Raw genomic sequence first — 23,163 nt, forward strand, 5'->3', positions numbered from 1 at the left:
ATGGTGTTCAGCCGGGAAACTGACGAGCAGGGCCAGGGTCATTCGGGGGCGAACACCGGTGTCGCCGGGGCCAGGTTCGCCAACTGGAGAACGTGGCCGTCGAGAGCGGCCAGATCGTGGCGGCGTTCGCTCCAGTTCCGCACCGTCGTTGTGACGCTCGGTCTCTCGCTCGCGGCCGTGCTGATCTCGAGCGTGTACATGTCGCTGTCCATCGGCAACGACCTCTTCTCCTCCAGGGTCGATCAGGTGCAGCAGGACTCTTTCCGCGCCACGACGTCGGCCCAGAACCTCCTCGATTCGTCGAGCGAGCAGGACCGTGCCGGGATCCAGGAGCTGATGAGCGCTGCCCGCACCGAGATTGCCAGGACCTCGAGTTCGACGCTCATCGCCGGTTACCGGGCACCCGGCCAGCCGGCGAGCGCGGCGGCCCCACAGGATTTCGAGAGCCCGCAGCTGACCGGGGTGATCAGCGACGCGCTCAGGGCGAGCGTCCAGAAGAACCCCGACGAACAGTGGTGGCAATCCGTGTCGCTTCCGACGTCCAACGGCGGGACAGCACCTGGCATCGTCGTTGGCACCGAGATCACACTGCCGGAGGGCAGCAGGTACGAAATCTATATCGGGTATAACCTCAGCGACACTGAGGAGACGCTGCTGTTTGTCCAGCGCACCCTGATCATCGGTGGACTCGCGCAGTTGCTGCTGCTCGGCTCTGTGGTCTGGGTGGTTGTTCGGCTCGTGGCCAACCCGATCCGGGTTGCCGCCGAAACCAGCCAGCAGCTCGCCGCTGGAGAGCTCGAGGTGCGCATTCCGGAGAGGGGCGAGGACGAACTCGCCACGCTCGCCCAGTCGTTCAACGCCATGGCGGACAGCCTCCAGCTTCAGATCAAGGAACTCGCTGACCTGTCGCAGGTGCAGCAGCGATTCGTCTCCGACGTCTCGCACGAACTTCGAACGCCGCTGACCACGATCCGCCTCGCTGGCGATGTGCTGTACGACCAGCGCGAGACCTTCCCTCCCGCCATGGCGCGCACCACCGAGTTGCTGCACACGCAGACCCAGCGGTTCGAGATTCTTCTGGCCGACCTGCTGGAGATCTCGAGGTATGACGCCGGCTCTGTTCAGCTGGAGATCGAACCATCGAGCCTCGTGCATCTCGCGGAAGATTCCATCGAGGGTGTCGCCGCGCTCGCCGAGCAAAAAGGATCAGAGATCCGGCTCGTCGCTCCCGGCGGGTACTCGCCCGTGGAAATGGACCCGCGGCGCATCAGGAGGATCGTCCGCAACCTGCTCGGTAATGCGATCGAGCACGGTGAGGGACGTCCGATTATCGTCACTGTCGACAGCAACGAGCGAGCCGTCGCGCTCACGGTGCGTGACTACGGGCTCGGAATGACCGAGGCGGATGCCGAGCGGGTCTTTGACCGGTTCTGGCGCGCTGACCCCTCCCGAAAGCGGACGATCGGCGGAACGGGCCTCGGCCTCGCCATCGCCCTCGAGGACGCTCAGCTCCACGGAGGTACCCTTGACCTGTGGTCGCGGGTCGGCCACGGCTCCTGTTTCCGCCTGACCTTGCCGAGGGTCAGTGGTGGCAGCTTCACCGTCTCGCCCCTCCCACTCCCGCCCGACGACGCCGAAGGTCCTGTTCCCGTGAATAAACTGTCACCGACGGATGCCGACGGCACGGTGTCAGGGGAGCGGTCATGACCCCGAGGCGGCTGGCAACGAGGCGGCTGACATCGAGGATCGCGGCCGGCCTGGCGCTCTCCCTCGCCGTCCTGCTCTCCGGCTGCGCCGGCATCCCTCAGTCAGGCGCTCCGCAAATCGGCCAGGTGGTGCCAGCCGACGGAGATCCAGAGGTCGAGTTTCTCGCTGTCGGACCGGAGAAGGACGCGACCCAGGAGCAGATCGTCAGCGGCTTCATCGACGCTGCCTCCAGCCCACGGGACGACTACGCCACGGCGCGCGAATACCTCTCACCGTCGATCCGGTCCGAGTGGAACCCGGATGCGAGCGTCCTGGTGGACCTGGCCAACCAGCGCGTCTTCGCCCCCGTCGATGAACTGAACATGCTGGTGACGCTCGAGCCTGTGGCATCCGTTGACGCCGCGGGAGAGTTCACCGAGTTCACAGATCCGGAGACCACGAGCAGCGTGTACTCACTGGTTCAGATCAACGGCCAGTGGCGGATCAATTCAGCGCCGGACGGCGTCGTGCTCGACGAGCAGAAGTTCAGCGAGGTGTTCAACCCGTATTCGCTCAGCTTCTTCGACCCGACCTGGACGCACCTCGTGCCTGACCTGCGCTGGTTCCCGTCGCGGGCGTCGACCGGTACCCAGATCGTCGCCGCTCTTATCGCCGGCCCGAGCGAGTGGTTGAGCGGTGCGGTGAGCTCCGCCTTCCCTGAAGGGATCAAGCTGACCAGCAAGGCGGTTCCGGTCGTCAACGACGTGGCACAGGTCGACCTCACCAGTGAAGCATTCGACGCGGATGAGGTCACGCTGCAGCGGATGCAGGCCCAGCTGTCTGCGAGCCTCTCTGGCGTGTCCACCATCACCTCGGTGAGTATCGCCGTCAACGGCAACGTGCAGAACATTCCGGCGCTGACCCTCGCTGGGACCCGCGTCGACCCCCGGGCGCTCGCGTTGACCGAGGACGGTTTTGGGTTTCTCGGGGGCGGAACCGTGGAGCGGATTCCTGGCCTCAGCCCGCAGATCGAAGCGCTCGGGGCAACAGCGGCCGTCGTGAACCAGAACTATTCGCTCGCCGCAGTGCTCACGCCGGGCGGCGTCTATGCGGTGCGCCAATCACAGGAAGCCGGGCTCAGGGTCGACGCACGAGCGGACCTGATCGCGCCGTCACTCGACAGGTTCGGGTTCCTGTGGTCGGTTCCCGAGAACGAGCCGGGAGCGTTGCTTGCGCTCAGGGCGGACGGTTCCCAATCGCCGGTTGCGTCCAGCTGGCCTGATGCCTCGAGCATCCAGTCGATTCAGGTGTCACGCGACGGAACACGGGTACTCGCGCTTGTGCACACGGTGGGCCAGCCCCGGCTGCTTGTGGCCGGGATCACCCGCGCCGCGGACGGCACACCGGTCAGCCTCGGTGAACCTCTCGGGTTCGCGGCCGGCGCCGGCGTCGGGCTGTCGGCGACCTGGGTCGACGACGTCACCGTCGCCTCGCTCGTCGGAGCGTCCGACGGACGGGGAGAGGTCGTGACCCAGGTGATCGGTGGCGAATCGGGAGCACTCGCCATGGTTGATGACGCGGTGCAGATCGTCGGTGGCAACACGGTCAGGCAACTCCGTGCACTCTCGTCGACCGGAAGTGTCGAGGTGCTGCGAACCTCCGTATGGCAGACGACGTCGAAGGGTGTGTTCTTCCTGGCCACCCAGCTCGGCAGCCCGGACTAGTCCTCACCAGCTCGGGGGAACGCGCGAACTCTCCACCGCTCCGTTGCCACCCTGTCCGTCAGTCGCGGGCCGGGACATGCTCGGCGGATGAATCACAGCGGGCACCCGGAGCCGGACTCCAACCCGGACTCGGACTCGGGGGTCGTGGCGGCAGGTGTGCGCTCGGCGTTCCTCGAGGCGATGGGACTTCTCCTTCCGGTTGCGTGCGTCGGCTGCGGTGAACCGGACGTCGCGCTCTGCGCCGGGTGTGTTGCGAGCGTCGGCGAGCCCCCGGCGGTGCGTGACATCGGGGATGCGTTCCCGGTGTGGGCTGGCGCCGAATACGACGGTGCCGTGAGGCGCGCCATCCTCGCGCTCAAGAATGACCAGCGAACCGATGTCGCCGCGGCGCTCGCCCGGATCCTCAGGACGGCGTTCGACCTGGCGCTCGCCGAGCTTCCGCGCCACGCCGGAACTGTCACCGACCTGAGGCTCGCCGCTCTCCCGTCGAGCAGGGCGGCCTACAGACGAAGGGGATACCGGCCGGTCGACAGGGTGCTCAGAAAGGGAGGACTCGCGGCGGAGCATCCGTTCAGGCTGGTCCGGCAGCCTGCCGACCAGGTTGGCCTTGGTCGAGCGGGTCGAGAACGCAATCTTGTGGGGTCGCTTCGGGCCTCGGAGCGTGTCGCCGGAGGGAGTTTCCTCGTTGTCGACGACGTGGTCACGACGGGTGCGACGCTCAGGGAAGCACGCAGGGCACTCGACTCCGCCGGGGCACGGACTGTCGGTGCCGTGGTCATCGCGGCAACGCCACTGCGCATCATAGCAACGCGCCAACCACACAGTTTGCCGAGTGACTTCTCATCCGGCGCGGACTAGCGTGGGGTCTAAAGGCGCGAAAGGACCGCCCATGAATATGCGGCGGTTCGCGCAGATCTGGGAGGTTGACGTGGAAATTAACATTGTCGGACAAGGCCTGGGACTCACTGATCGCTTCCGCGATTACGTCGAGGAAAAATCAGAGAAAGTGGCCCACCTGTCAGACCGTGCCCTCGCATTCGAGGTCAAGGTCAGCCGCCATCATGATAAGAGTGGCAAGCCCGGAGACGACCGGGTCGAGCTGATGCTCATCGGTCCAGGCCCGCTCATCCGGGCTGAGGCGTCGGGCTCAGACAAGTACGTTGCCTTTGATCTGGCGATGGGAAAGTTGCTCGAGCAGGTACGCAGGGCGAAGGACCGCAAGAAAGTGCTGCGGGGAAAACGGCGAACGTCGTTGTCGACCGCGAGCGCTGAGGGCTTCAGCGGCATCGACCTCCAGCCCGCTGACCCTGACGTGATCGACCGGGTCGCGACAGGAGTGCTGACGACGGTGGATGACAGCGACAGCGAATCCGAGGAGGAGTACTCGCCGGTTGTGATTCGCGAGAAGGTGTTCCCCGCAGAATTTATGACCGTCGACGAGGCGGTCGACAGGATGGAGCTGGTCGGGCATCCGTTCTTCCTGTTCGTCGACGCGAAAAACGACAGGCCGAGCGTGGTCTACCGGCGCAAGGGCTGGGACTACGGTGTCATCGGTCTCGATGACGAAGCGGCGGAGTCGAAGAAGCGGGCGTAACCCGCAACGGATGCCGTGAGGCACGTTGCGAGCGGGTGTCGGAGCGATCCGGCACCCGCTCGTGAGTTCCGGGTGTTTTCGCCGCCTTTATCAGGGCGCTCTCACCGGACTGGACGCTAACATGGGTAGCGTTGTCGACTGACGTTGATTACCGTGCACACGGCACGGTGGCGCGATACTCGCGTGCCCTAGATAAAAGTGGAGTGCAATTCGTGGCCTCAGTACTAGAGAGGGTTCTTCGCGTTGGCGAGGGCCGGATCCTCAAGAAGCTCGAAAACCTGACCAAAGCTGTTAACTCGCTCGAGCCGAACTTCGCGGACCTCACCGATGAGGAACTTCGCAATGAAACAGCCGAGCTCCGCGCCCGGTTCGAGAAGGGCGAGACCCTCGACGACCTGCTTCCTGAAGCATTTGCTGCCGTACGCGAGGCGGGAAAGCGCACCATCGGGCTGAGGCACTTCGACGTGCAGATCATGGGTGGAGCGGCTCTTCACCTCGGCAACATCGCCGAGATGAAGACCGGTGAGGGCAAGACGCTCGTCGCCACGCTCCCCGCGTACCTCAACGCGATTGCGGGCAAGGGTGTTCACATCGTCACGGTGAACGACTACCTGGCGACCTACCAGTCTGAGCTTATGGGCCGGGTGTTCCGTGCCCTCGGCATGACCACCGGTGTCATCGTCGCCGGACAGACCCCGGCTGAGCGGCGCGAGCAGTATCTCTGCGACGTGACCTACGGGACCAACAACGAGTTCGGGTTCGACTACCTCCGCGACAACATGGCGTGGCAGTCCAAAGACCTCGTACAGCGTGGCCACTACTTTGCCATCGTCGACGAGGTGGACTCGATCCTCATCGACGAGGCGCGGACGCCGCTCATCATCTCCGGCCCGTCGTCAGGCGAGGCAAACCGCTGGTTCAATGAGTTCGCCCGCCTCGCGAAGATCCTCGTCGAGGGTGAAGACTACGAGGTCGACGAGAAGAAGCGCACCGTCGGTGTGCTCGAACCAGGTATCGAAAAGGTCGAGGACTACCTCGGCATCGACAACCTCTACGAGTCCGCGAACACGCCGCTGATTTCCTTCCTCAACAACTCGCTTAAGGCGAACGCGCTGTTCAAAAAAGACAAGGACTACGTCGTCATGAACGGCGAGGTCATGATCGTCGATGAGCACACCGGCCGTATTCTCATGGGCCGTCGTTACAACGAGGGAATCCACCAGGCGATCGAGGCGAAAGAGGGCGTTCAGGTCAAGGCCGAGAACCAGACCCTCGCCACGGTCACACTGCAGAACTACTTCCGCCTGTACTCGAAGCTCTCCGGCATGACCGGTACCGCCGAGACCGAGGCCGCTGAGTTCGTCTCGACCTACAAGCTGGGCGTCGTTCCGATTCCGCCGAACAAGCCCATGCGGCGAATCGACCAGCCGGACCTCGTGTACAAGAACGAGGAGACGAAGTTCGCGCAGGTCGTAGAAGACATTGCCGAGCGCCACGAGAAGGGCCAGCCCGTCCTCGTCGGAACGACCAGCGTCGAGAAGAGCGAATACCTCTCCCGCCTGCTCGCGAAGAAGGGCATCAGGCACGAGGTTCTCAACGCGAAGAACCACGCGCGAGAGGCCGCCATCGTCGCCCAGGCTGGCCGGCTCGGCTCGGTGACCGTCGCAACGAACATGGCCGGTCGTGGAACAGACATCATGCTCGGCGGAAACGCTGAGTTCCTGGCTGTCCAGGAGATGAACCAGAAGGGCCTCAGCCCGAGCGAGACTCCCGAGGAGTACGAGGCAGCCTGGGACGACGTGTTCACCGCCGTCAAGCAGAAGGTCCAGGAGGAAGCCGACAAGGTCATCGAAGCCGGCGGACTCTATGTGCTCGGCACCGAGCGTCACGAATCCCGCCGCATCGACAACCAGCTCAGGGGCCGGTCGGGCCGCCAGGGAGACCCGGGCGAGAGCAGGTTCTACCTGTCACTCACCGATGACCTGATGCGCCTGTTCAACTCCGGCGCCGCTGAAGCCCTCATGGGCCGCGGCGGGGTTCCCGATGACATGGCCATCGAGTCCAAGGTCGTCAGCCGGGCGATCCGGAGCGCACAGTCACAGGTCGAGGCCCGCAACGCCGAGATCCGCAAGAACGTGCTCAAGTACGACGATGTCCTCAACCGTCAGCGCGAGGCGATCTACGCTGACCGCCGCCACATCCTCGAGGGCGACGACCTGCACGAGCGCACCCAGAAGTTCCTCGAAGACGTCATCACCGAGGTACTCGATGTGCACGTCGGCGAGGGCAACGGAGACGACTGGGACTTCGACGCACTGTGGGTCGACCTCAAGACCCTGTACCCGATCAGCCTGACCATCGATGAGGTTATCGCTGAGGCCGGGCAGAAGGGCAAGATCAACCGCGAGTTCATGCGTCGCGAGATCCTGTCGGATGCCAAGCTCGCCTACGCACGGCGTGAGGAACAGCTCGGGTCACCGGCTATGCGCGAACTCGAGCGGCGCGTTGTGCTCCAGGTCATCGACCGTCGCTGGCGCGATCACCTGTACGAGATGGATTACCTCAAGGACGGCATCGGCCTGCGGGCGATGGCACAGCGTGACCCGCTGGTCGAGTACCAGCGCGAAGGCTTCAGCATGTTCCAGCAGATGATGGGACAGATTCGCGAAGAGAGCGTCGGTTACCTGTTCAACCTCGAGGTCGAAGTCACCAAGGGTGCGAGCGAGGAAGTCACCTCCGTCGAGGCCAAGGGGCTCACCCGGCCGGACGATGAGGACGAGAACCTCAGCTACTCCGCCGCGACCGAGACCGGTGACGTCGAGGTTCGCAACCAAAAAGGCCAGGTAGAGAAAGCGGCAACGGCGCGCGCCAGGCAGGCGACAGCCGCGCGGTCAGCGCAGCCGGAGGCCGCAGCACCGGTCGCAACGGCCGAGCGTGGAGCTTTCGGTCAGAGGGGCCAGGTCACTCCACCCGTCGGAGGCAACCGAGCCGACCGCCGCGCCCAGGGTAAGAAGAAGTAACAGCGCGGCACACGCAAGCAGTGCAACACAAGCCCCGGCCCTTTTGGTGTCGGGGCTTGTGTCGTAACCGCAGGAGTCGTAACGGCAGTCGTCGTTCCACCGCCGCGGCTGCCCGGGTGTCCGCCTAGAGAATGCCGATGGAGGTGGCGCGCCATCGCTTGTCGACACCCTCGAGCCGAATGGCGACCGCCCGCGCTCGTGGCTTCTCGTAGACCATCACCACAGCCTCGATCACGCCGTCTGCCGGCGAGCTGGTCGTGATCCTGCCGATGACCAGGACGGGCCGCGTGGCTGGTGTCCCCTTGATCTGCCGTGCCCTCGCCGAAATCAGTTGCCGTTTGAGGAGGTGTTTGTAGACATCCTCGCTGATCCAGCGAGCGAGTTGATCGATGTCACGTGCTCCTCGCAGTACCTCCATGACGCATCGCGTCAGGTTCTCCAGAAGCGGTTCCGGCGGCGGGAGCAGCTCGGTCGGGGTCTTCTGTCTGCCGAAGAAGCGATCGGTGTCGAAGTGGTCCCCGCCAGACCCGCGTGCACCGTGCGGCCCCGCAGGGCCGGGCGGGTCGGTGGAACGCTGCCGCTGATCATGGGCGGGGACGGGATCGCCCGGTGCATTCTGCCGGGGAGGCCCCTGTGGTTTCCGCGACGGTGGAACTGGCTCGCCTGAGAACGGAATGCTCATGCGTGGCTCCGTAGAGTGACTGTCGGTGCTTGATGGGGCACGATGACCGGCGACGGACCGGCGATGACGCCACGGGGCAAGGCGGCAGCGGTGACAGGACGTGTGTTCGGGTCCACGCGAGACCTGCGTCAGCAGTTGCCCGGAACGTCCCGAGCAGGGTGAGGCTTCGAGACGGTACTTTCGCAGGTTCGAACCATCGATGTAAACCCCGGCGGCCGAATCTGTGGATAACTCACGTTCCGGATCGCGGAATGTGTACCCTTCCAGAATGCGCTGGGACAGCCTTTTCGATGATCTCGAGAGTCAGCTCGAGCAGGAGCTTCACTCGGACGAGGGTGACCTCCGCGCTGAGGAGTACCGGCACCGGCTTGGCCGGCTGACGCTGAGGGAACGACTCTCGACGTTCAGCGGTCACGACGGCCGGGAGCGTGAACCGCTGTCGATCGAACTCATTACCGGCGAAGTCCTCGTTCTGATTCCGCAGTCGTTCGGCAGGGATTGGTTCTCCGCAGACCTGGCCGGGCAGGGAGCGCCAGCCAGTGCCGTTCTGGTTCCCGTCGGAGCGATCGCCGGTGTGATCGTGCCAAAGGCATCCGTCTCGCGGAGTCTTGATGTTCCGGAGGTGACGGACGGTGCGCCGCGGCTCACGGATCGAATCGGCCTCGCCTTCGCGTTGCGCGACCTCTGCCGACGGCGGTCCTTTGTCGAGGTCCACTGCGCAAGCGGCGTTGATGCCTGTCATTCCGGCACCATCGACAGGGTAGGCAGAGACCACTTCGATCTTGCCGTGCACGAACCGGGAGCGCCACGCAGGGAGCGGAACGTGGCGCACCAGCGACTGATCCCGTTCGACATGGTCGCGTACGTTCGCCTGTGACCCAGTCCCTGTCAGCCCTCGTCGTGGTTCGGCTTGATGATCGTCCCGCGTGCAATCTCGGGGAGGCTCGCGATGTCGGACTCCTGCCACAGGCTCATGCGCCTGGCTTCCTCGTACTTGCCCGCGATGTAGGCCTCGAGCACCCGGTGTTCGATGCGCCATCTTCCGGGCGCGCCGATGCTGATGGCGGGCAACTCAGCGGTTCGGATCAGCTCTGTCACCTCTGCTGTCGAGATATTGAGGATGTCCGCGGCGTCGGCAACCGTGAGGAAGCGGCCTACGGAGTCTGACGAGACCGTATCCATACGTCGATTATGAGGCTGCCGATCACCGGGGTGCCCTCTTGTGGATAACTTTCTCGCGTCATCGTGAAAGTTGGCAGCATGGAGGTCCGCAGGGCCGCCCCTGCGACCGCAGGGAGACAGGAGGGCCCATGGACGCGTCCATTCCGTCGGTTTCCCGGCGAATCCGGGCGGGTTTGGACCCGCGATTCGCCGTTGGGATCGTGCTGATCGTCAGCTCGATCGTTGGTGTCTGGTTTGTCGTCACGTCGGCTGAGCGATCCACGGGCGTCTACGTCGCACGCACGACGCTGAGCGTCGGCGACGTGATCCGGGCCGGCGACCTCACCGTCCAGAACGTGCGCCTCGGAGACGCAGACGCCAGATACGTCACAGCCGGAAGCATCCCGGAGGAAGGACTTACCGTGGTCAGGACCGTGCTCAAGGGGGAGCTCGTGCCGCAGTCCGCGGTGGGAACCGACGCCAGCGTCGGGGTGAGCGCACTGGTCGTCGGTTCGACGTCGATTCTCCCGGAGTCCGTGGAGGCCGGTTCGCTCGTCGACGTGTGGACCGCACAGGTCGAGGATGACGGAACCTTCGCTCCGCCCGTCGTTCTCGTTGCGGGAGCAGCGGTTGTCAGGGTGGTCGAACAGCAGGGACTCGTCGTGGCAGGGGGACAGGACGTCGAGGTCCTCGTGCCGAAGGGCAAAGTCGCAGCGGTCCTCGCCGCCGTCGCTGGAGGCGATGCCATCTCGGTTGTCCCTGCGACGGGGAGGTGACGGCGGTGGTTGCTCTCGCCGTTGCCCTCGACGGTGACACCGAAGACCGGGTACTCCCCGCGCTTCTCGAGAGCGGGCACAGGGTCGACGTCCGGGTTGGAGAGCACGCCGACCCGGTGTCGGTGCTCGATGGGGCGACGGCAACCGTTCTCCTCATCTCTGCGGCGCCAGACCGGCTCACCTCAAGGGTGCTGGCGTGGTGCGACGCGCACGGCGTCCGGGTCGTTGCCGTGACGGCATCCGAACGGGACGTTCGTAATGCCAGGGCGCTGAAGCTGCTCGAGGTGGTGGCGAGCGACGCACCTCTCGACGAGATCGACACCCTGGTGCGTGGCGGGCTTGTCGATCGGCCGGCGGCTCGCACCCAGGAACCCGGCCGCGTTCTCGTGGTCTGGGGTCCCGCTGGCGCCCCTGGGCGCACAACTGTTGCCATAACCCTCGCCACCGAACTCGCTGCGGCCGGCAGGTCTGTCGTGCTGATCGACGCCGACACGCACGCGGCGTCCATCGCTCCAGCGCTCGGTCTTCTCGACGAGTCGCCGGGCTTCGCGGCAGCGTGCCGCCTCGCGGGCAAGGACGGTCTCAGCGTGGCCGAGCTGGAGCGGATCAGCCAGACCTACCCGGTCGGCGGCGGATCGCTTCGCGTGCTCACGGGGATCACTCGCGCCTATCGCTGGCCCGAACTCAGCGCGGAGCGGGTCAGGCGAACCCTCGATGCCTGTCGGGAGTGGGCCGACTACGTCGTCGTCGACACCGGCTTCAGTCTGGAGAACGACGAGGAGATCTCAACGGACCTCTTCGCGCCGCGGCGCAACGCAGCGACGCTCACCTGTATCGACGCGGCGGACGAGATCATCGCCATCGGTGCGGCCGATCCGATCGGGCTCCAGCGGTACCTTCGTGCGCACGGTGACCTGCTCGAGCGAGCGGTCGGCATCCCTGTGACGACGGTCATCAATAAGGTGCGAAGCGGATCGGTTGGCCTGAACCCGTCAGGGCAGGTCAAAGCAACGCTGCAGCGGTTCGGCGGTATCGGCGACCCGGTGCTCATCCCACACGACGAGAAGGGGACGGATGCCGCGCTGCTGGCAGGCAGGGCGCTTCACGACGCGAGTCCGAGGTCGTCGGCGCTCGCGGCGCTGCGCCGGTTCACTGCCAGCCGCATCCTGCCGCCGCCGGAAGAAGCCGTCACGCGCCGGTCCCGTCGGCGCGAGCGCTCCCGTCAGCGCATCGGTCATGTGAGCCAGGCCTGATTGGGGTTCGACGCACGGGTGACACCGGCCAACGCTGGCGGCCGCTGGGGCTGGCGTGACGGCATCCGGCACGGGCTCGTACCGGTCAGCAGCACCCATAGACTGGACGAATGTCAACGCTCAGTGACCTCGTACTCGCCCAGGGGCGCTCCACCGAAGCCGATGTCGATTGGCTGCACATGCTCGTCGGCGATGCTCAGCTGCTCGCGGACCTGGCCTTCGCCGATATCGTGCTGTGGGTCCCTGACCGGGACGGCGGGTTCATCTCGGTCTCTCACTACCGGCCGTCGAGCGCTGCAACCCTGTTTTACCGTGACTTCGTCGGACAGCCGATCAAGGCGCAGTGGCGAGCACAGGTGAGCGATGCGTTCGAGAACGCGCGCATCGCCGACTCCACAGCCCCCGACTGGTACGAGGAAACACCGACACGGGTCCGTGCCGTTCCGGTCATGCGGAGGCTCAGCTCGAGTTCGCCCGAAAACTCACCGACGCCGATCGCTGTGCTCACCCGCCACACCAACCTCGGTGAGGCCCGTACTCCGAGCCGGCAGGAGCTCACGTTCAACGAGTGCGCTGACGACCTGTTCGAGATGGTGGCAACAGGCGACTTCCCCGACCTCTCGGCCCCCACCGGACCGCGCAGGGGTGCGCCTCGCGCCTCCGACGGGCTGATCCGCCTCGACGTCGACGGGATCACGACTTTTGCGAGCCCGAACGCCCTGTCGGCCTTCAACCGGATGGGATTCGCCGAGGAGCTCGAGGGGGAGTCGCTCGCCGAAGTGACCACCAAGATCCTGCCGAGCAAGCAGGTCATCGACGAATCACTGCCCCTCGTCGTCACCGGTCGCGCGCCCTGGCGCACGGACATCGAGGCCAGGGGAGTGACGGTGTCGCTTCGCGCGATTCCCCTTCGTCACCGCGGCGAACGCGCCGGAGCGATCGTGCTCTGCCGCGATGTGTCCGAACTTCGCCACCAGGAACGTGAGCTCATTACGAAGGATGCCACGATCCGCGAGATCCATCACCGGGTCAAGAACAACCTGCAGACCGTGGCATCCCTGCTGCGGATCCAGGCGCGGCGGGCGCACAACGATGAGGCTCGCGAGGCGCTGTCGCAGGCGATGAGGCGGGTGGCTGCCATTGCCGTCGTGCACGACACCCTGTCAGAGGGGCTGACCCAGGACGTCAACTTCGATGAGGTGTTCGAGCGCGTGCTCATGCTCATCGCCGAAGTGGCATCCAGTCACAACACGACAGTGCATCCCCACAAGACCGGTGAGTTCGGGGTGCTCCCCAGTGCATACGCGACGCCGCTCGCACTTGCTCTCACCGAACTCGTCACGAATGCCGTGGAACACGGACTCGCGGGCCGCGACGGAGAGGTCGAGATCGTCGCTGACCGGTCGGGCGACGAGCTCACTGTCCTCGTCCGCGATAACGGTGTCGGGCTCCAGGAAGGCAAGGTCGGTTCGGGACTCGGGACCCAGATCGTCCGCACGCTGATCCAGGGTGAGCTCAGTGGAACGATCGACTGGCACACGGTCGTCGGCTCTGGAACCGAGGTCACGATCGAGGTGCCACTGCGCTGGATCTCTCGCACGTAGCATCCGCTGTCTTCTCAATGACGAGTGCAGAAAAGACCGTTGCCCACTCTCCGGAGAGAGTGGGCAACGGTCTTTTCGTTGTCAGTGCCTGAGGTCTGGCGCCTGGGCGCGGTGCCTCAGGCCCGTCGGCTCAGGAAGCGCGGCGGGCGCGGGCGGCGCGGCGCTTGAGCGCGCGACGCTCGTCTTCGGAGAGGCCACCCCAGACTCCCGAGTCCTGACCGGTCTCGAGGGCGTACTGGAGGCAGATTTCGGTCACAGTGCACCGACCGCACACGGCTTTCGCCTTGTCGATCTGGTCGACTGCCGGGCCTGTGTTTCCCACCGGGAAAAATAGTTCAGGATCTGCGGTGAGGCAAGCGGCTTTGTCGCGCCAGTCCATGGGGGTACTCCTTTGAATTGCGGGTATGCGACCTCTGTGGTCGAAAATGGAAACGGGCCCGGATCTGAGAGGGCGATCACACGATGGGATCCGCTCACCTCTTTGTGAACCGCAGATCGAGGCCTCAATTATGTTCCCATAAGGGCTCAGTCAAATCAATAGATTTGGGTGCGATATACCTGTGAATAACGCTCCCGACACAAAACGGACACACGAAAGGTCTACAATTTCCAGTTTTTCACCCGAGACGCGAGGATCTCTCGCGATTCGCCTGCTCACCGGCCTTTTGTTCATCGAGGCTTTGGCCATGATTTGTGTCGTGGTTGTTCTCGTCTTCGACGTCCTCACCCAGCCGGCGGCATCCTTCGCCAGCGCGCTCGCCCTCACCGTGCTTGCCGGCATCGCCGCTGCCTTCGTGTCGGCCGTCGCCGTCGCTCTGGCGAGGCGCTCACCGTGGAGCCGTGGAGCCGCTCTGGTCTGGCAGCTCGTGCAGCTCGCGATCGCGGTCGGTGCCTTCCAGGGTGCGACAGCGCAACCGGCGTGGGGCTGGGCGATCCTGGCACCGACTCTTGTCGCGCTCGTGCTGCTCTTTACGAAGAGCGTGATGGAAGCGCTCCGGCGCCCCGAGGTCGAGTAGCCCGGCACACCCGCGGCGTCGCGCGCTGCAGTTGCATGCCCGCGCTGCAGAAGTATCTGCCGCGCGGGCATGGATGTGTACCGCTCGCGGACGGCGGATGCGGCGCGCGTGTCAGGCTACGCCGAGCTTCTTCCGCAGCGGATGCCGTCGGCAGGGGGTGTGAGCTGTCGCGCGAGCCGCGCGAGCCACGCGAGCCACCCTCGCCACCCGGGCGGCCCGGGCGGCCCGGGCTGCGACGCGTGCCCCGAGCTACCCGATCGCCCTGAGCCACCCGGGCCGGGATGGGTGCCCGGTCACGCGCGCCCCGCCACCCCGGGCGTCGAGCGCTGCAGTTGCATGCCCGCGCTGCAGAAGTATCTGCCGCGCGGGCATGGATGTGTAGCGCTCGCGGGCTGCGGATGCAGCGCGGGTCAGGCTACGCCGAGCTTCTTCCGCAGCGAGGCAACGTGCCCCGTCGCCTTGACGTTGTAGAGGGCGAGCTCGATCGCGCCCTTCTCGTCGACCACAAAGGTCGAGCGGAGCACCCCGGTGATGATCCTGCCGTACGAGTTCTTCTCGCCGTACGCGCCATACGCCTTGTGGACGGAGAGGTCCTCGTCACTGAGCAGCGGGAAGGTGAGCGCGTCACGCTCGGCAAAGGCGGCGAGCTTGTCTGGCGAGTCCTTGGAGATGCCGAGAACCGTGTATCCCGCAGCCTGAAGTGAACTCAGGCTGTCGCGGAAGTCACAGGCCTGGGTGGTGCACCCGGGCGTCATGGCCGCCGGGTAGAAGTAGAGGATGACCTTTGATCCGGCGAAGTCCGCAAGCGAGACCGGTGTTCCCGCCGAGCTCGGGAGAGTGAACGATGGAGCGGTCTCGCCCGGCTGCAGCCGCAGCGGAGCGTCGGGAGCGGTGGTGGTCGGTGAATCTGTCATGGTTCCAGCCTAAGCATCTCTTGTGGCAGCGCGGGTCGCGAAGGTAGCCAGCAGCCGCTGCAGCGAGTCGAGTCGCGCGGGGCCCGTCTCGCCGAGTTCGCCGGACTCAACGGCCTCGATGATGGCGCAGTCCGGCGCATCCGGCAGGTGGGTGCAGCCCCGGGGGCACCGCTCGGCCGCCTCCGCGAGGTCGGTGAATGCCTTGAGGATGTTGGCGGGGTCGATGTGTCCGAGCCCGAAGGATCGGACACCGGGTGTGTCGATGACCCACCCTGTGCCGTTCTCATTCTCGATCCGGTAGGACACCGTCGACGAGGACGTGTGCCTCCCGCGCCCGGTGACGACGTTGACGTGGCCCGTCGCCCGCTGCGCGCTCGGCACCAGCGCGTTCACCAGGGTGGACTTGCCGACACCGGAGTGGCCGACGAAGACCGTGTCGTGGCCGATTAGGGCGTCGGTGATCTCGGCGAGCGGCATCCGGTCCTCCGCGCTCGTGAACACGAGCAGGTCGAGCCCGGCAAAGTTCTTCAGGAAGTCAGAAGGGTCGGCCAGGTCCGTCTTCGTGATGCAGAGAATGGGGCGGATGCCGGCGTCGAGGGCGGCGATGAGGTACCTGTCGACGAGGCGCTCGCGTGGTTCAGGATCCGCGGCAGCGACGACGACGAGCATCTGGTCAGCATTCGCGACGATGACGCGCTCGACCTCGTCGGAGTCGTCGGCGCTTCGGCGGAGCAGCGTCGTGCGCGGAACGATCCGAACGATGCGGGCGAGGGTACCTGGCTCACCGGAAAGGTCACCGACCACGTCGACACGATCGCCGTTGACGACCGCGTGCTTGCGGAGTTCGGATGCCCGTGACGCGGTGATCCGGCGTTCCTTCTTCGTGCCCTCATCGAGCAGCACCGTGTACCGGCCGCGGTCGACGGCGAGGACGCGTGCGGTCTGCGCGTCGTTGTGCTCTGGCCGGGTTTTCGTGCGCGGCCGGTTGCCCTTGCGGTTCGGCCGAACGCGGATCGATGACTCGTCGAATTCGGGCTCGTCGTCGTCGCCGGTGTCCCACCAGCTCATGCGCTGACCGCTTTCGAGAGCATCGTCGTCCACAGTTCGGGGAACTGGGGGAGGGTCTTCGCTGTTGTCGCGATGTTCTCGATCGACACACCATCGACGACGAGGCCGATGATTGCGCCCGCCGTCGCCATTCGGTGATCGTGGTAGCTCGACCAGACGCCGCCCGAGAGCGGCTTCGGCACAATCGAGAGGCCGTCGTCGAGCTCGGTGACGTCGCCGCCAAGCTGGTTGATCTCGGTGGCGAGAGCGGCAAGCCGGTCTGTTTCGTGGTGACGGATGTGACCGATTCCGGTGATCGTCGACGGCGACTCCGCGAGGGCGGCGAGTGCGACGAGCGGCGGCGCAAGTTCACCCGCCGTGGTGAGGTCGAGGTCCACCCCGAGGATGCGGCCGGTTCCGGTCACGGTGACGCGGTCACCGTCGATGGAGACTGTCGCGCCGAAGCGGGGGAGGATGTCGAGCAGTTCGGCGCCGACCTGAGTGGTCTCGGCGGGCCAGCGCGGAATGGTGACGCTGCCGCCGGTGACGAGGGCCGCAACGAGGAACGGTGCCGCATTGGAGAGGTCGGGTTCGATGTCGATGGCGAGACCGGCGATCGGGCCGGGTTCGACCCGCCAGGTGCCAGGGGCGGGCGAAGTCACCGTCACCCCGCGAGCGGCGAGGGCGGCGATCGTCATGTCGATGTGCGGCAGGCTCGGCAGACGCTCGCCCGCGTGCGTGAGGGTGAGCCCCTCGTCGAATCGCGCGGCGGCGAGGAGGAGTGCCGAGACGAACTGGCTTGAGCTCGATGCGTCGATGGTGAGTTCCCCGCCACCGACCCGGCCGGTGCCGTGAACGGTGAACGGCAGCGATCCGCGTCCGTCGTCATTGATGTCGACGCCGAGCTCGCGGAGGGAGGAGATCAGTGTCTTCATGGGGCGACCGCGTGCTGAGTCGTCGGCATCGAACGTGGTCGGGCCCAGGGCAAGGGCGGCAACGGGAGGAACGAATCGCATCACGGTGCCGGCGAGGCCGCAATCAACGGTGGTCGAACCGGTCAGTTCGCCGGGCGTCACCAGAAGGTCAGGGCCGAACTCGCCGGTGGCATCCGTCTCGGTAATCGTTGTGCCGAGGGACCGCAGGGCCTCAATCATGTTCTGGCTGTCGCGCGAGTGCAGGGGTGCACGCAGCAGCGACGGCGACTCGGCCAGGGCGGCAAGCACAAGTTCCCGGTTCGTCAGCGACTTCGAGCCGGGGAGAGAGACAACCGCCTCGATCGGCCCGGGGGCGACGGGTGCAGGCCACGGCTTATCGCCGGCGGGCTGGGAGCGGTCGCCGTAGATGTCGAACTCCGGTGCGGAATATTGAGACTCAAGCATTGTTTATCTAATGTATCGGCCATTAGAGCTTTGGAGGCATTTCGGCAATGACAGTTCGCGTCCTTGAACGACAGGTGAGCATGCCTGTCGCCGCCGGGCTAGTTCCCGACCTCACGGGCGGTCTCGTCAAAGCGGTCGTAGACTTGCCTGTGATGACCACCGTGGACGATAACCCAGCCCCTGAACCGGTCGAAGACCCGCGAGCACTGTTTGAAGAACAGGCCCTGCCCTTCATCGACCAGCTGTACGGCGCGGCCATGCGCATGACGAAGAACCCGTCTGACGCGCAGGACCTCGTCCAGGAGACGTTTGTGAAGGCGTACGCGGCTTTTGGGCAGTACACGCAGGGCACAAATCTCAAGGCGTGGCTGTACCGCATCCTCACAAACACGTACATCAACATCTATCGCAAGAAGCAGCGCGAGCCGTACCAGGGCACGATCGATGACCTCGAAGACTGGCAGATGGGTGGCGCGGAGTCGACAACGGCGACGTCGTCCCGATCGGCCGAGGCGGAGGCCATCGACCACATGCCTGACAGTGCGGTGAAGGATGCCCTCCAGGCCATTCCTGAGGACTTCCGACTCGCGGTCTACCTGGCAGACGTGGAAGGTTTTGCGTACCAGGAGATCGCCGACATCATGAAAACCCCGATCGGGACCGTTATGAGCCGACTGCATAGAGGCAGGCGGATGCTGCGGGACCTTTTGGCTGATTACGCAACGGAGCGCGGCATCGACACGCGCCCGACAGGAGCTCGAAAATGACAGATTGCGGATGCGACCAGGCCAAGCGCGACCTTGAGGAGTACCTCCGGAATGAGGTCTGCCAGGCGAACGCCGCCGACATCAGGGAGCACCTCGAGCACTGCGCGTCGTGCCAGGAAGAAGCTCTGCTCGCGCGCACGCTGACGGATGCCGTCCAAAGGGCGTGCAAGGAGACAGCGCCGGAAGACCTCAAGCTGCAGGTGCTGGCGAAGCTCCGTACTGTGCAGGCGTCGCACGCCTGAGGCGAAGCCTCAGGCACGGCGGCAGCCCTCACTCAGGCAATCCAGTCTCCGTGACGTCGACCCTCAACCGTCTGCGGAACTGATACTTCCGATTTCCAACTTTTGATCGACGCGGTCGCCCTGGCTGCGATCGTAACGTTGAGTGTGTGATCAAGACTTCTGCCTCTCGTCGAGACTCGCGCGTTCCTGTCTGGCTGCGCGTTCTCATCCCCGCCGCTCTCATCCTCGTCTGGTTCGGACTCTTCGGAGCAGGCGGTGCGAGTTTCGGTCAGATCAGCGAGGTCAGCACCAACGACCAGTCGCAGCAACTGCCGGCGAGCGCAGAGGCAACGAAAGTCCAGGACCTTCAGGCGGAGTTTCGCGATGACGATGTCATCCCGGCAATCGTGGTCTTCGAACGCGACGGCGGTCTGACCGAGACCGACCTGGCCGAGATCGACGCCACCGTCGCCGAGTTTGCCGACGTGGATGGCGTTTTCGCCGAGGAGAGCTCACCGCCTATCGTGTCCGATGACGGCGATGCCGCGCAGGTCGTGATGGTGCTCGACACAGACGTGAAGACGGCGGACACGGTCGAAGCCCTGAGGACAGTCCTCACCGACGACCCCATCGAGGGCGTCACCGCGCAGATCACCGGCCCGGCAGGACTTGCCGCCGACCTCACTGATGCGTTCGCCGGAATCGACGGGCTGTTGCTGCTCGTCGCGCTTGGCGCGGTCTTCGTGATTCTTGTCGTCGTCTACCGGTCACCGCTCCTCCCGGTTCTCGTCCTGTTCTCGAGCCTCTCGGCGCTCTGCGCCTCGATCCTTGTCGTTGTGCAGTTGGCCCGCGCCGACATCCTGCTGTTGAGCGGCCAGACCCAGGGCATTCTCTTCATCCTCGTGATCGGTGCAGCGACGGACTACTCGCTGCTCTACATCGCGCGGTTCCGGGAGTCCCTCGTCACCCAGCCGACGAAATGGAAGGCCACATGGGCGGCGCTCAAGGGATCGTGGGAGCCGATTCTCGCCTCGGGCGGAACGGTGATCGCCGCGCTTCTCCTGCTGCTCTTCTCCGACCTGAACTCGAACAAGTCGCTCGGCCCCGTCGCATCCATCGGGATCGTGTTTGCCCTGCTCGCCTCACTGACCCTCCTCCCGGCACTGCTGTTCTGGGCGGGGAAGGTCGCATTCTGGCCGATCAAGCCGAAGGCCGAGGCCGCGGACGTCAACCCGATCGGCGATGACAAGAAGGGGCTCTGGCCCGGCCTCGCGCGCCTCATCGCAAAGCGCCCGCGCGTGATCTGGATCTCGAGCGTGATGCTCCTCGCTGTGCTCTGCCTCGGCATGTTCCAGCTCAAGGCCGACGGCGTCGCTCAGAGCGAGTTCGTGCTCGGCGAGTCACAGGCCCGGGACGGACAGGCCGTTCTCGCCGACCACTTCCCGGCAGGATCCGGTTCGCCGACGGTCATCATCGCCCCAGAGGACGAGCTCGAAGCCGTCTCCGACATCGTCCTCGGCACCGACGGCGTCGATTCGCTCACCGTGCTCGCAGAGGACTCGCCGTCGGGATCGCTCCCCGTCACCGAAGACGGTGTCCAGCCGCTTGGCCCTCCTGGCACCCCGGTCCCGGAGCCCACAGTTGTTGACGGCAACGTGCTGCTCTCGGCCACCCTCTCCGACGCCGGCGACTCGATCGCCGCCGAGAATGTCGTCGTGGAACTCCGCGAGGCGCTCGCGGACATCTCGACGGAGGATGCGCCGGTCCTGGTCGGCGGCACGACGGCCATCGCGCTCGACTCGAACACGACGGCGATTCACGACCGCAACCTGCTGATCCCGTTGATCCTCGCGGCGATCACTCTCATCCTGATGCTTCTGCTCCGGTCGATCGTTGCTCCGTTGCTGCTGATCGCCAGCGTTGTGCTGTCGTTCGGTGCGGCGCTCGGGGTGTCTGCGTGGGTATTCAACGGCATCTTCGACTTCCCAGGAGCAGACCCGTCAGTCCCGCTGTTCGGCTTCGTCTTCCTGGTGGCCCTCGGGGTGGATTACAACATCTTCCTCATGACGAGGGTGCGCGAGGAGTCGAAGAACCACGGCACAAAGCAGGGGATTCTGCGCGGGCTCGCCGTCACAGGTGGTGTCATCACCTCTGCGGGACTGGTTCTCGCCGCCACGTTCGCGGCGCTGAGCGTCATTCCGATCCTGTTCCTGCTCCAGATCGCGTTCATTGTCGCATTCGGTGTGCTCCTCGACACGTTCCTGGTGCGCACCCTGCTCGTACCCGCGTTGAGCTACGACATCGGGCGCGCCATCTGGTGGCCGAGCAAGCTCGCGCGTGGCATCCATTCGACTGAGCGGCAGCCCGCCGCTGCCGTGGATGAGCCCGTGGCCGCTGGGCGCACAAGCTAGCCAGAGGGCTGGGAAGAAGCGGGGCCCGGGAACGGGGGCACAGGGGCACGGGGAAGAACCGGGGCACGGGGAAGAGCCAGGGCACGGGGGGAGAAGGCGGTGAACGGATGCCACGGCATCGGTTCACCGCCTTCGTGTCTGTGTGTGTCACTGCCGCCCGACGCGGCCACTCAGCTGGGCGAGCCGGGACTCCTCGAGGTCGAGAATGTTCTGCGCCCGTTCCATCACCCTCGAGCTGTACGCGCCGGTAGCCCGGGCGTCGAGCAGCGCGTCACGCTCCGCCTGCAGCACCCGCAACCGAAGAATCCGGTGCTGCTGGTGTGGCCCCGGTTGACCCGACCGGGCTTCGGCGACTGACTCGCTGCGCATGATGCTGTCCTCCCGCACCCGCTCGATGACGTCGGGGGAGAATTCGCCCCCGTTCTCGGCGAGCAGGTCGGGGTTGTCGAGGCTGGCCAGTCCGACGTCGCTGATCTCGTTGATAAGCCCGGCCAGCTCCGCCCGGTCTGCGGCGGGATCGGTGCCGACGATCCCCAGTTTGCGGATGAGGATTGGCAGCGTACCGCCGTTGGCGAGCAGTGTGACAACGGCGACAGTGAATGCGATGAGGATCAGTTGCGGTCGGTACGGGATGTCGGTTGGCAGTGACTGCGCCGCCGCGAGAGTGACGACGCCACGCATCCCCGACCAGGCGAGCACCGCTCCACCTCTCCAGCCGAGCCCCTCCGAGGTGAGGAAGGTCACGTCGGCCCGCCGGCGGGTGAGGAACCGGCGGACCCGCTTCGTGTTCCCCGGTGAGGAGGTCTCATCGGGCTCCCGGTCGTCGAGTCTCCGGAGCGCCGAGTCAAGGTACTGCTCCTGACCCTTGGCGCGTCGCTGGTCGCGGCGCAGTATCGCGATGAGCGGGATCACAAAGAGGGTGCGAACGAGCATAAGGAGAATGCTGGCGAGGATGCCGAGGCCGATGGCTGCGGTCACGCTGAGGTCGTCTGCCTCCACCTGGTCGATGAGCGTGCGGAGCTCGACGCCCATCAGGAGGAAAACGCCGTTCTCCAACACGAACTGCGCTGTGCGCCAGTTCAGGCGCTCGGCGATCCGGTCACGGGAGCTGAAGTACCTGGCGCTGTTGTGGCCGGTGATCAGTCCGGCGACGACCACAGCGAGGACACCAGACGCGTTGAGCTCTTCCGCGGGCAGGAAGGCCAGGAATGGCACGGTGAACGACAGCGTGGTGTTGAGGATCGGGTCGTCGAACTTCGACCTGACCCAGACCATCGCGTAACCGACAGCGGTTCCGATGACGATGGCGGCAGCGACCGCGTAAGCGAACTCCCCGGCCACCTCCGCGAGCGAAACCGCCCCGGCAGACGCGGCAATCGCTGAGCGCAGCAGCACGAGTGCCGTCGCGTCGTTCACCAGCCCCTCGCCCTCGAGTACGGTGACCAGTCGCGGGGGGAGACCGAGCCGCTTTCCGATCGACGTCGCGGCAACGGCATCCGGCGGGCTGATCACAGCCCCGAGGGCAATCGCGGCGGGCAGGCTGAGGTCGGGGAGGATGAGGTAGAGGGCGAAACCCGTGATGAACGCCGACACAATCACGAGCAGGACCGAGAGTCCGGTGATCGCCTTGAGGTTACGGCGGAAATCGACGAGGGGGACGTTGACCGCTGCCGCATAGAGGATCGGCGGCAGGACAACCGAGAGAATCAGCTCGGGCGGTACGACGATCTCGGGGACGCCCGGCACGAAGCTCGCGCCGATCCCGACGACGACGAGGAGGAGCGGACTCGCCACTCCGAGCCTGGGGGCGAAGCGCGCGACCACGACGATGGCCAGGACTCCGAAGAGCGCGAGGATGGCGTATTCCATTGCCCAAGAGTAGGTCGGATGCCGTCATGCGTGGAGTGC

20 protein-coding genes are annotated in these 23,163 nt (G+C 65.5%); 13 read left to right on the plus strand and 7 right to left on the minus strand.

Features of this window, described 5'->3' with window-relative positions:
* The 5 genes from mtrB to secA all read left to right on the plus strand — a co-directional run bounded on the left by mtrB (position 1) and on the right by secA (position 8,024).
* Entirely contained in the window at positions 1-1,707 is a 1,707-nt protein-coding gene (gene mtrB, locus AC1C2N_RS03370) for an MtrAB system histidine kinase MtrB (protein ID WP_495432877.1), read from the plus strand.
* Complete coding sequence (locus tag AC1C2N_RS03375) at positions 1,704-3,410, plus strand: LpqB family beta-propeller domain-containing protein (RefSeq protein WP_495432878.1); 1,707 nt, start codon at positions 1,704-1,706, stop codon at positions 3,408-3,410. Before mtrB ends, AC1C2N_RS03375 begins: the two co-directional genes overlap by 4 nt.
* A gap of 87 nt (positions 3,411-3,497) precedes the next feature.
* Positions 3,498-4,268 (plus strand): ComF family protein, encoded by a 771-nt coding sequence (locus tag AC1C2N_RS03380; protein ID WP_495432879.1) that lies wholly within the window; start codon positions 3,498-3,500, stop codon positions 4,266-4,268.
* Positions 4,269-4,338: 70 nt separating this feature from the next.
* A complete protein-coding gene (hpf, locus tag AC1C2N_RS03385) occupies positions 4,339-5,004 on the plus strand; it encodes a ribosome hibernation-promoting factor, HPF/YfiA family (protein ID WP_483405612.1) in 666 nt (221 codons plus the stop codon).
* 212 nt (positions 5,005-5,216) lie between these two features.
* Positions 5,217-8,024 (plus strand): preprotein translocase subunit SecA, encoded by a 2,808-nt coding sequence (secA, locus tag AC1C2N_RS03390; protein WP_495432880.1) that lies wholly within the window; start codon positions 5,217-5,219, stop codon positions 8,022-8,024.
* A gap of 124 nt (positions 8,025-8,148) precedes the next feature.
* Here the strand turns inward: secA and AC1C2N_RS03395 are convergent, their stop codons facing one another.
* Complete coding sequence (locus AC1C2N_RS03395; protein WP_495432881.1) at positions 8,149-8,706, minus strand: Rv3235 family protein; 558 nt, start codon at positions 8,704-8,706, stop codon at positions 8,149-8,151.
* 268 nt (positions 8,707-8,974) lie between these two features.
* Here AC1C2N_RS03395 and AC1C2N_RS03400 point away from each other — a divergent pair, with 268 nt between their 5' ends.
* Positions 8,975-9,583: a hypothetical protein gene (locus AC1C2N_RS03400; protein ID WP_483405615.1), complete on the plus strand. Its 609-nt coding sequence runs from the start codon at positions 8,975-8,977 to the stop codon at positions 9,581-9,583.
* Positions 9,584-9,594: 11 nt separating this feature from the next.
* Here the strand turns inward: AC1C2N_RS03400 and AC1C2N_RS03405 are convergent, their stop codons facing one another.
* Positions 9,595-9,888, minus strand: a complete 294-nt coding sequence (locus tag AC1C2N_RS03405) for a helix-turn-helix domain-containing protein (protein ID WP_483405616.1) — start codon at positions 9,886-9,888, stop codon at positions 9,595-9,597.
* Positions 9,889-10,016: 128 nt separating this feature from the next.
* On the opposite strand from AC1C2N_RS03405, the gene AC1C2N_RS03410 reads away from it, so the two are divergent.
* From AC1C2N_RS03410 to AC1C2N_RS03420, 3 genes are all read left to right on the plus strand, one after another.
* A complete protein-coding gene (locus AC1C2N_RS03410) occupies positions 10,017-10,643 on the plus strand; it encodes an SAF domain-containing protein (protein ID WP_495432883.1) in 627 nt (208 codons plus the stop codon).
* A gap of 5 nt (positions 10,644-10,648) precedes the next feature.
* Positions 10,649-11,896: a CpaE/TadZ family protein gene (locus tag AC1C2N_RS03415; protein ID WP_495432884.1), complete on the plus strand. Its 1,248-nt coding sequence runs from the start codon at positions 10,649-10,651 to the stop codon at positions 11,894-11,896.
* A 110-nt stretch (positions 11,897-12,006) separates the two neighbouring features.
* A complete protein-coding gene (locus AC1C2N_RS03420) occupies positions 12,007-13,500 on the plus strand; it encodes a sensor histidine kinase (protein ID WP_108390421.1) in 1,494 nt (497 codons plus the stop codon).
* A 130-nt stretch (positions 13,501-13,630) separates the two neighbouring features.
* Here the strand turns inward: AC1C2N_RS03420 and AC1C2N_RS03425 are convergent, their stop codons facing one another.
* Entirely contained in the window at positions 13,631-13,879 is a 249-nt protein-coding gene (locus tag AC1C2N_RS03425) for a WhiB family transcriptional regulator (protein WP_090711166.1), read from the minus strand.
* Between the two features lie 307 nt (positions 13,880-14,186).
* Here AC1C2N_RS03425 and AC1C2N_RS03430 point away from each other — a divergent pair, with 307 nt between their 5' ends.
* A complete protein-coding gene (locus AC1C2N_RS03430; protein ID WP_483405619.1) occupies positions 14,187-14,516 on the plus strand; it encodes a hypothetical protein in 330 nt (109 codons plus the stop codon).
* A gap of 410 nt (positions 14,517-14,926) precedes the next feature.
* On the opposite strand, the gene bcp is transcribed toward AC1C2N_RS03430, so the two are convergent.
* From bcp to aroA, 3 genes are read right to left on the minus strand one after another with little or no spacing between them, the layout of a single operon-like run.
* Complete coding sequence (gene bcp / locus AC1C2N_RS03435; protein ID WP_495432885.1) at positions 14,927-15,430, minus strand: thioredoxin-dependent thiol peroxidase; 504 nt, start codon at positions 15,428-15,430, stop codon at positions 14,927-14,929.
* A 9-nt stretch (positions 15,431-15,439) separates the two neighbouring features.
* On the minus strand, positions 15,440-16,498 hold the full coding sequence (gene rsgA, locus AC1C2N_RS03440; RefSeq protein WP_483405621.1) for a ribosome small subunit-dependent GTPase A: 1,059 nt from the start codon (positions 16,496-16,498) through the stop codon (positions 15,440-15,442).
* Positions 16,495-17,856 carry a 3-phosphoshikimate 1-carboxyvinyltransferase gene (gene aroA / locus AC1C2N_RS03445; protein ID WP_495432886.1) on the minus strand — a complete coding sequence of 454 codons (1,362 nt, stop codon included), beginning with the start codon at positions 17,854-17,856 and terminating at the stop codon, positions 16,495-16,497. Before aroA ends, rsgA begins: the two co-directional genes overlap by 4 nt.
* Positions 17,857-18,008: 152 nt before the next feature.
* Here aroA and AC1C2N_RS03450 point away from each other — a divergent pair, with 152 nt between their 5' ends.
* From AC1C2N_RS03450 to AC1C2N_RS03460, 3 genes are all read left to right on the plus strand, one after another.
* The gene (locus tag AC1C2N_RS03450; RefSeq protein ID WP_483405896.1) at positions 18,009-18,623 is read left to right on the plus strand and encodes a sigma-70 family RNA polymerase sigma factor; all 615 of its coding nucleotides are present in this window, start codon (positions 18,009-18,011) and stop codon (positions 18,621-18,623) included.
* Positions 18,620-18,865 carry an anti-sigma factor family protein gene (locus tag AC1C2N_RS03455; RefSeq protein WP_495432887.1) on the plus strand — a complete coding sequence of 82 codons (246 nt, stop codon included), beginning with the start codon at positions 18,620-18,622 and terminating at the stop codon, positions 18,863-18,865. The genes AC1C2N_RS03450 and AC1C2N_RS03455 overlap by 4 nt, the downstream gene beginning before the upstream one ends.
* A gap of 146 nt (positions 18,866-19,011) precedes the next feature.
* Positions 19,012-21,255, plus strand: a complete 2,244-nt coding sequence (locus AC1C2N_RS03460; RefSeq protein WP_495432888.1) for an MMPL family transporter — start codon at positions 19,012-19,014, stop codon at positions 21,253-21,255.
* A 147-nt stretch (positions 21,256-21,402) separates the two neighbouring features.
* On the opposite strand, the gene AC1C2N_RS03465 is transcribed toward AC1C2N_RS03460, so the two are convergent.
* A complete protein-coding gene (locus tag AC1C2N_RS03465) occupies positions 21,403-23,124 on the minus strand; it encodes a cation:proton antiporter (RefSeq protein WP_495432889.1) in 1,722 nt (573 codons plus the stop codon).
* Between the last annotated feature and the right edge of the window lie 39 nt (positions 23,125-23,163).

It is taken from the genome of Mycetocola sp. Y791 (assembly GCF_059445325.1).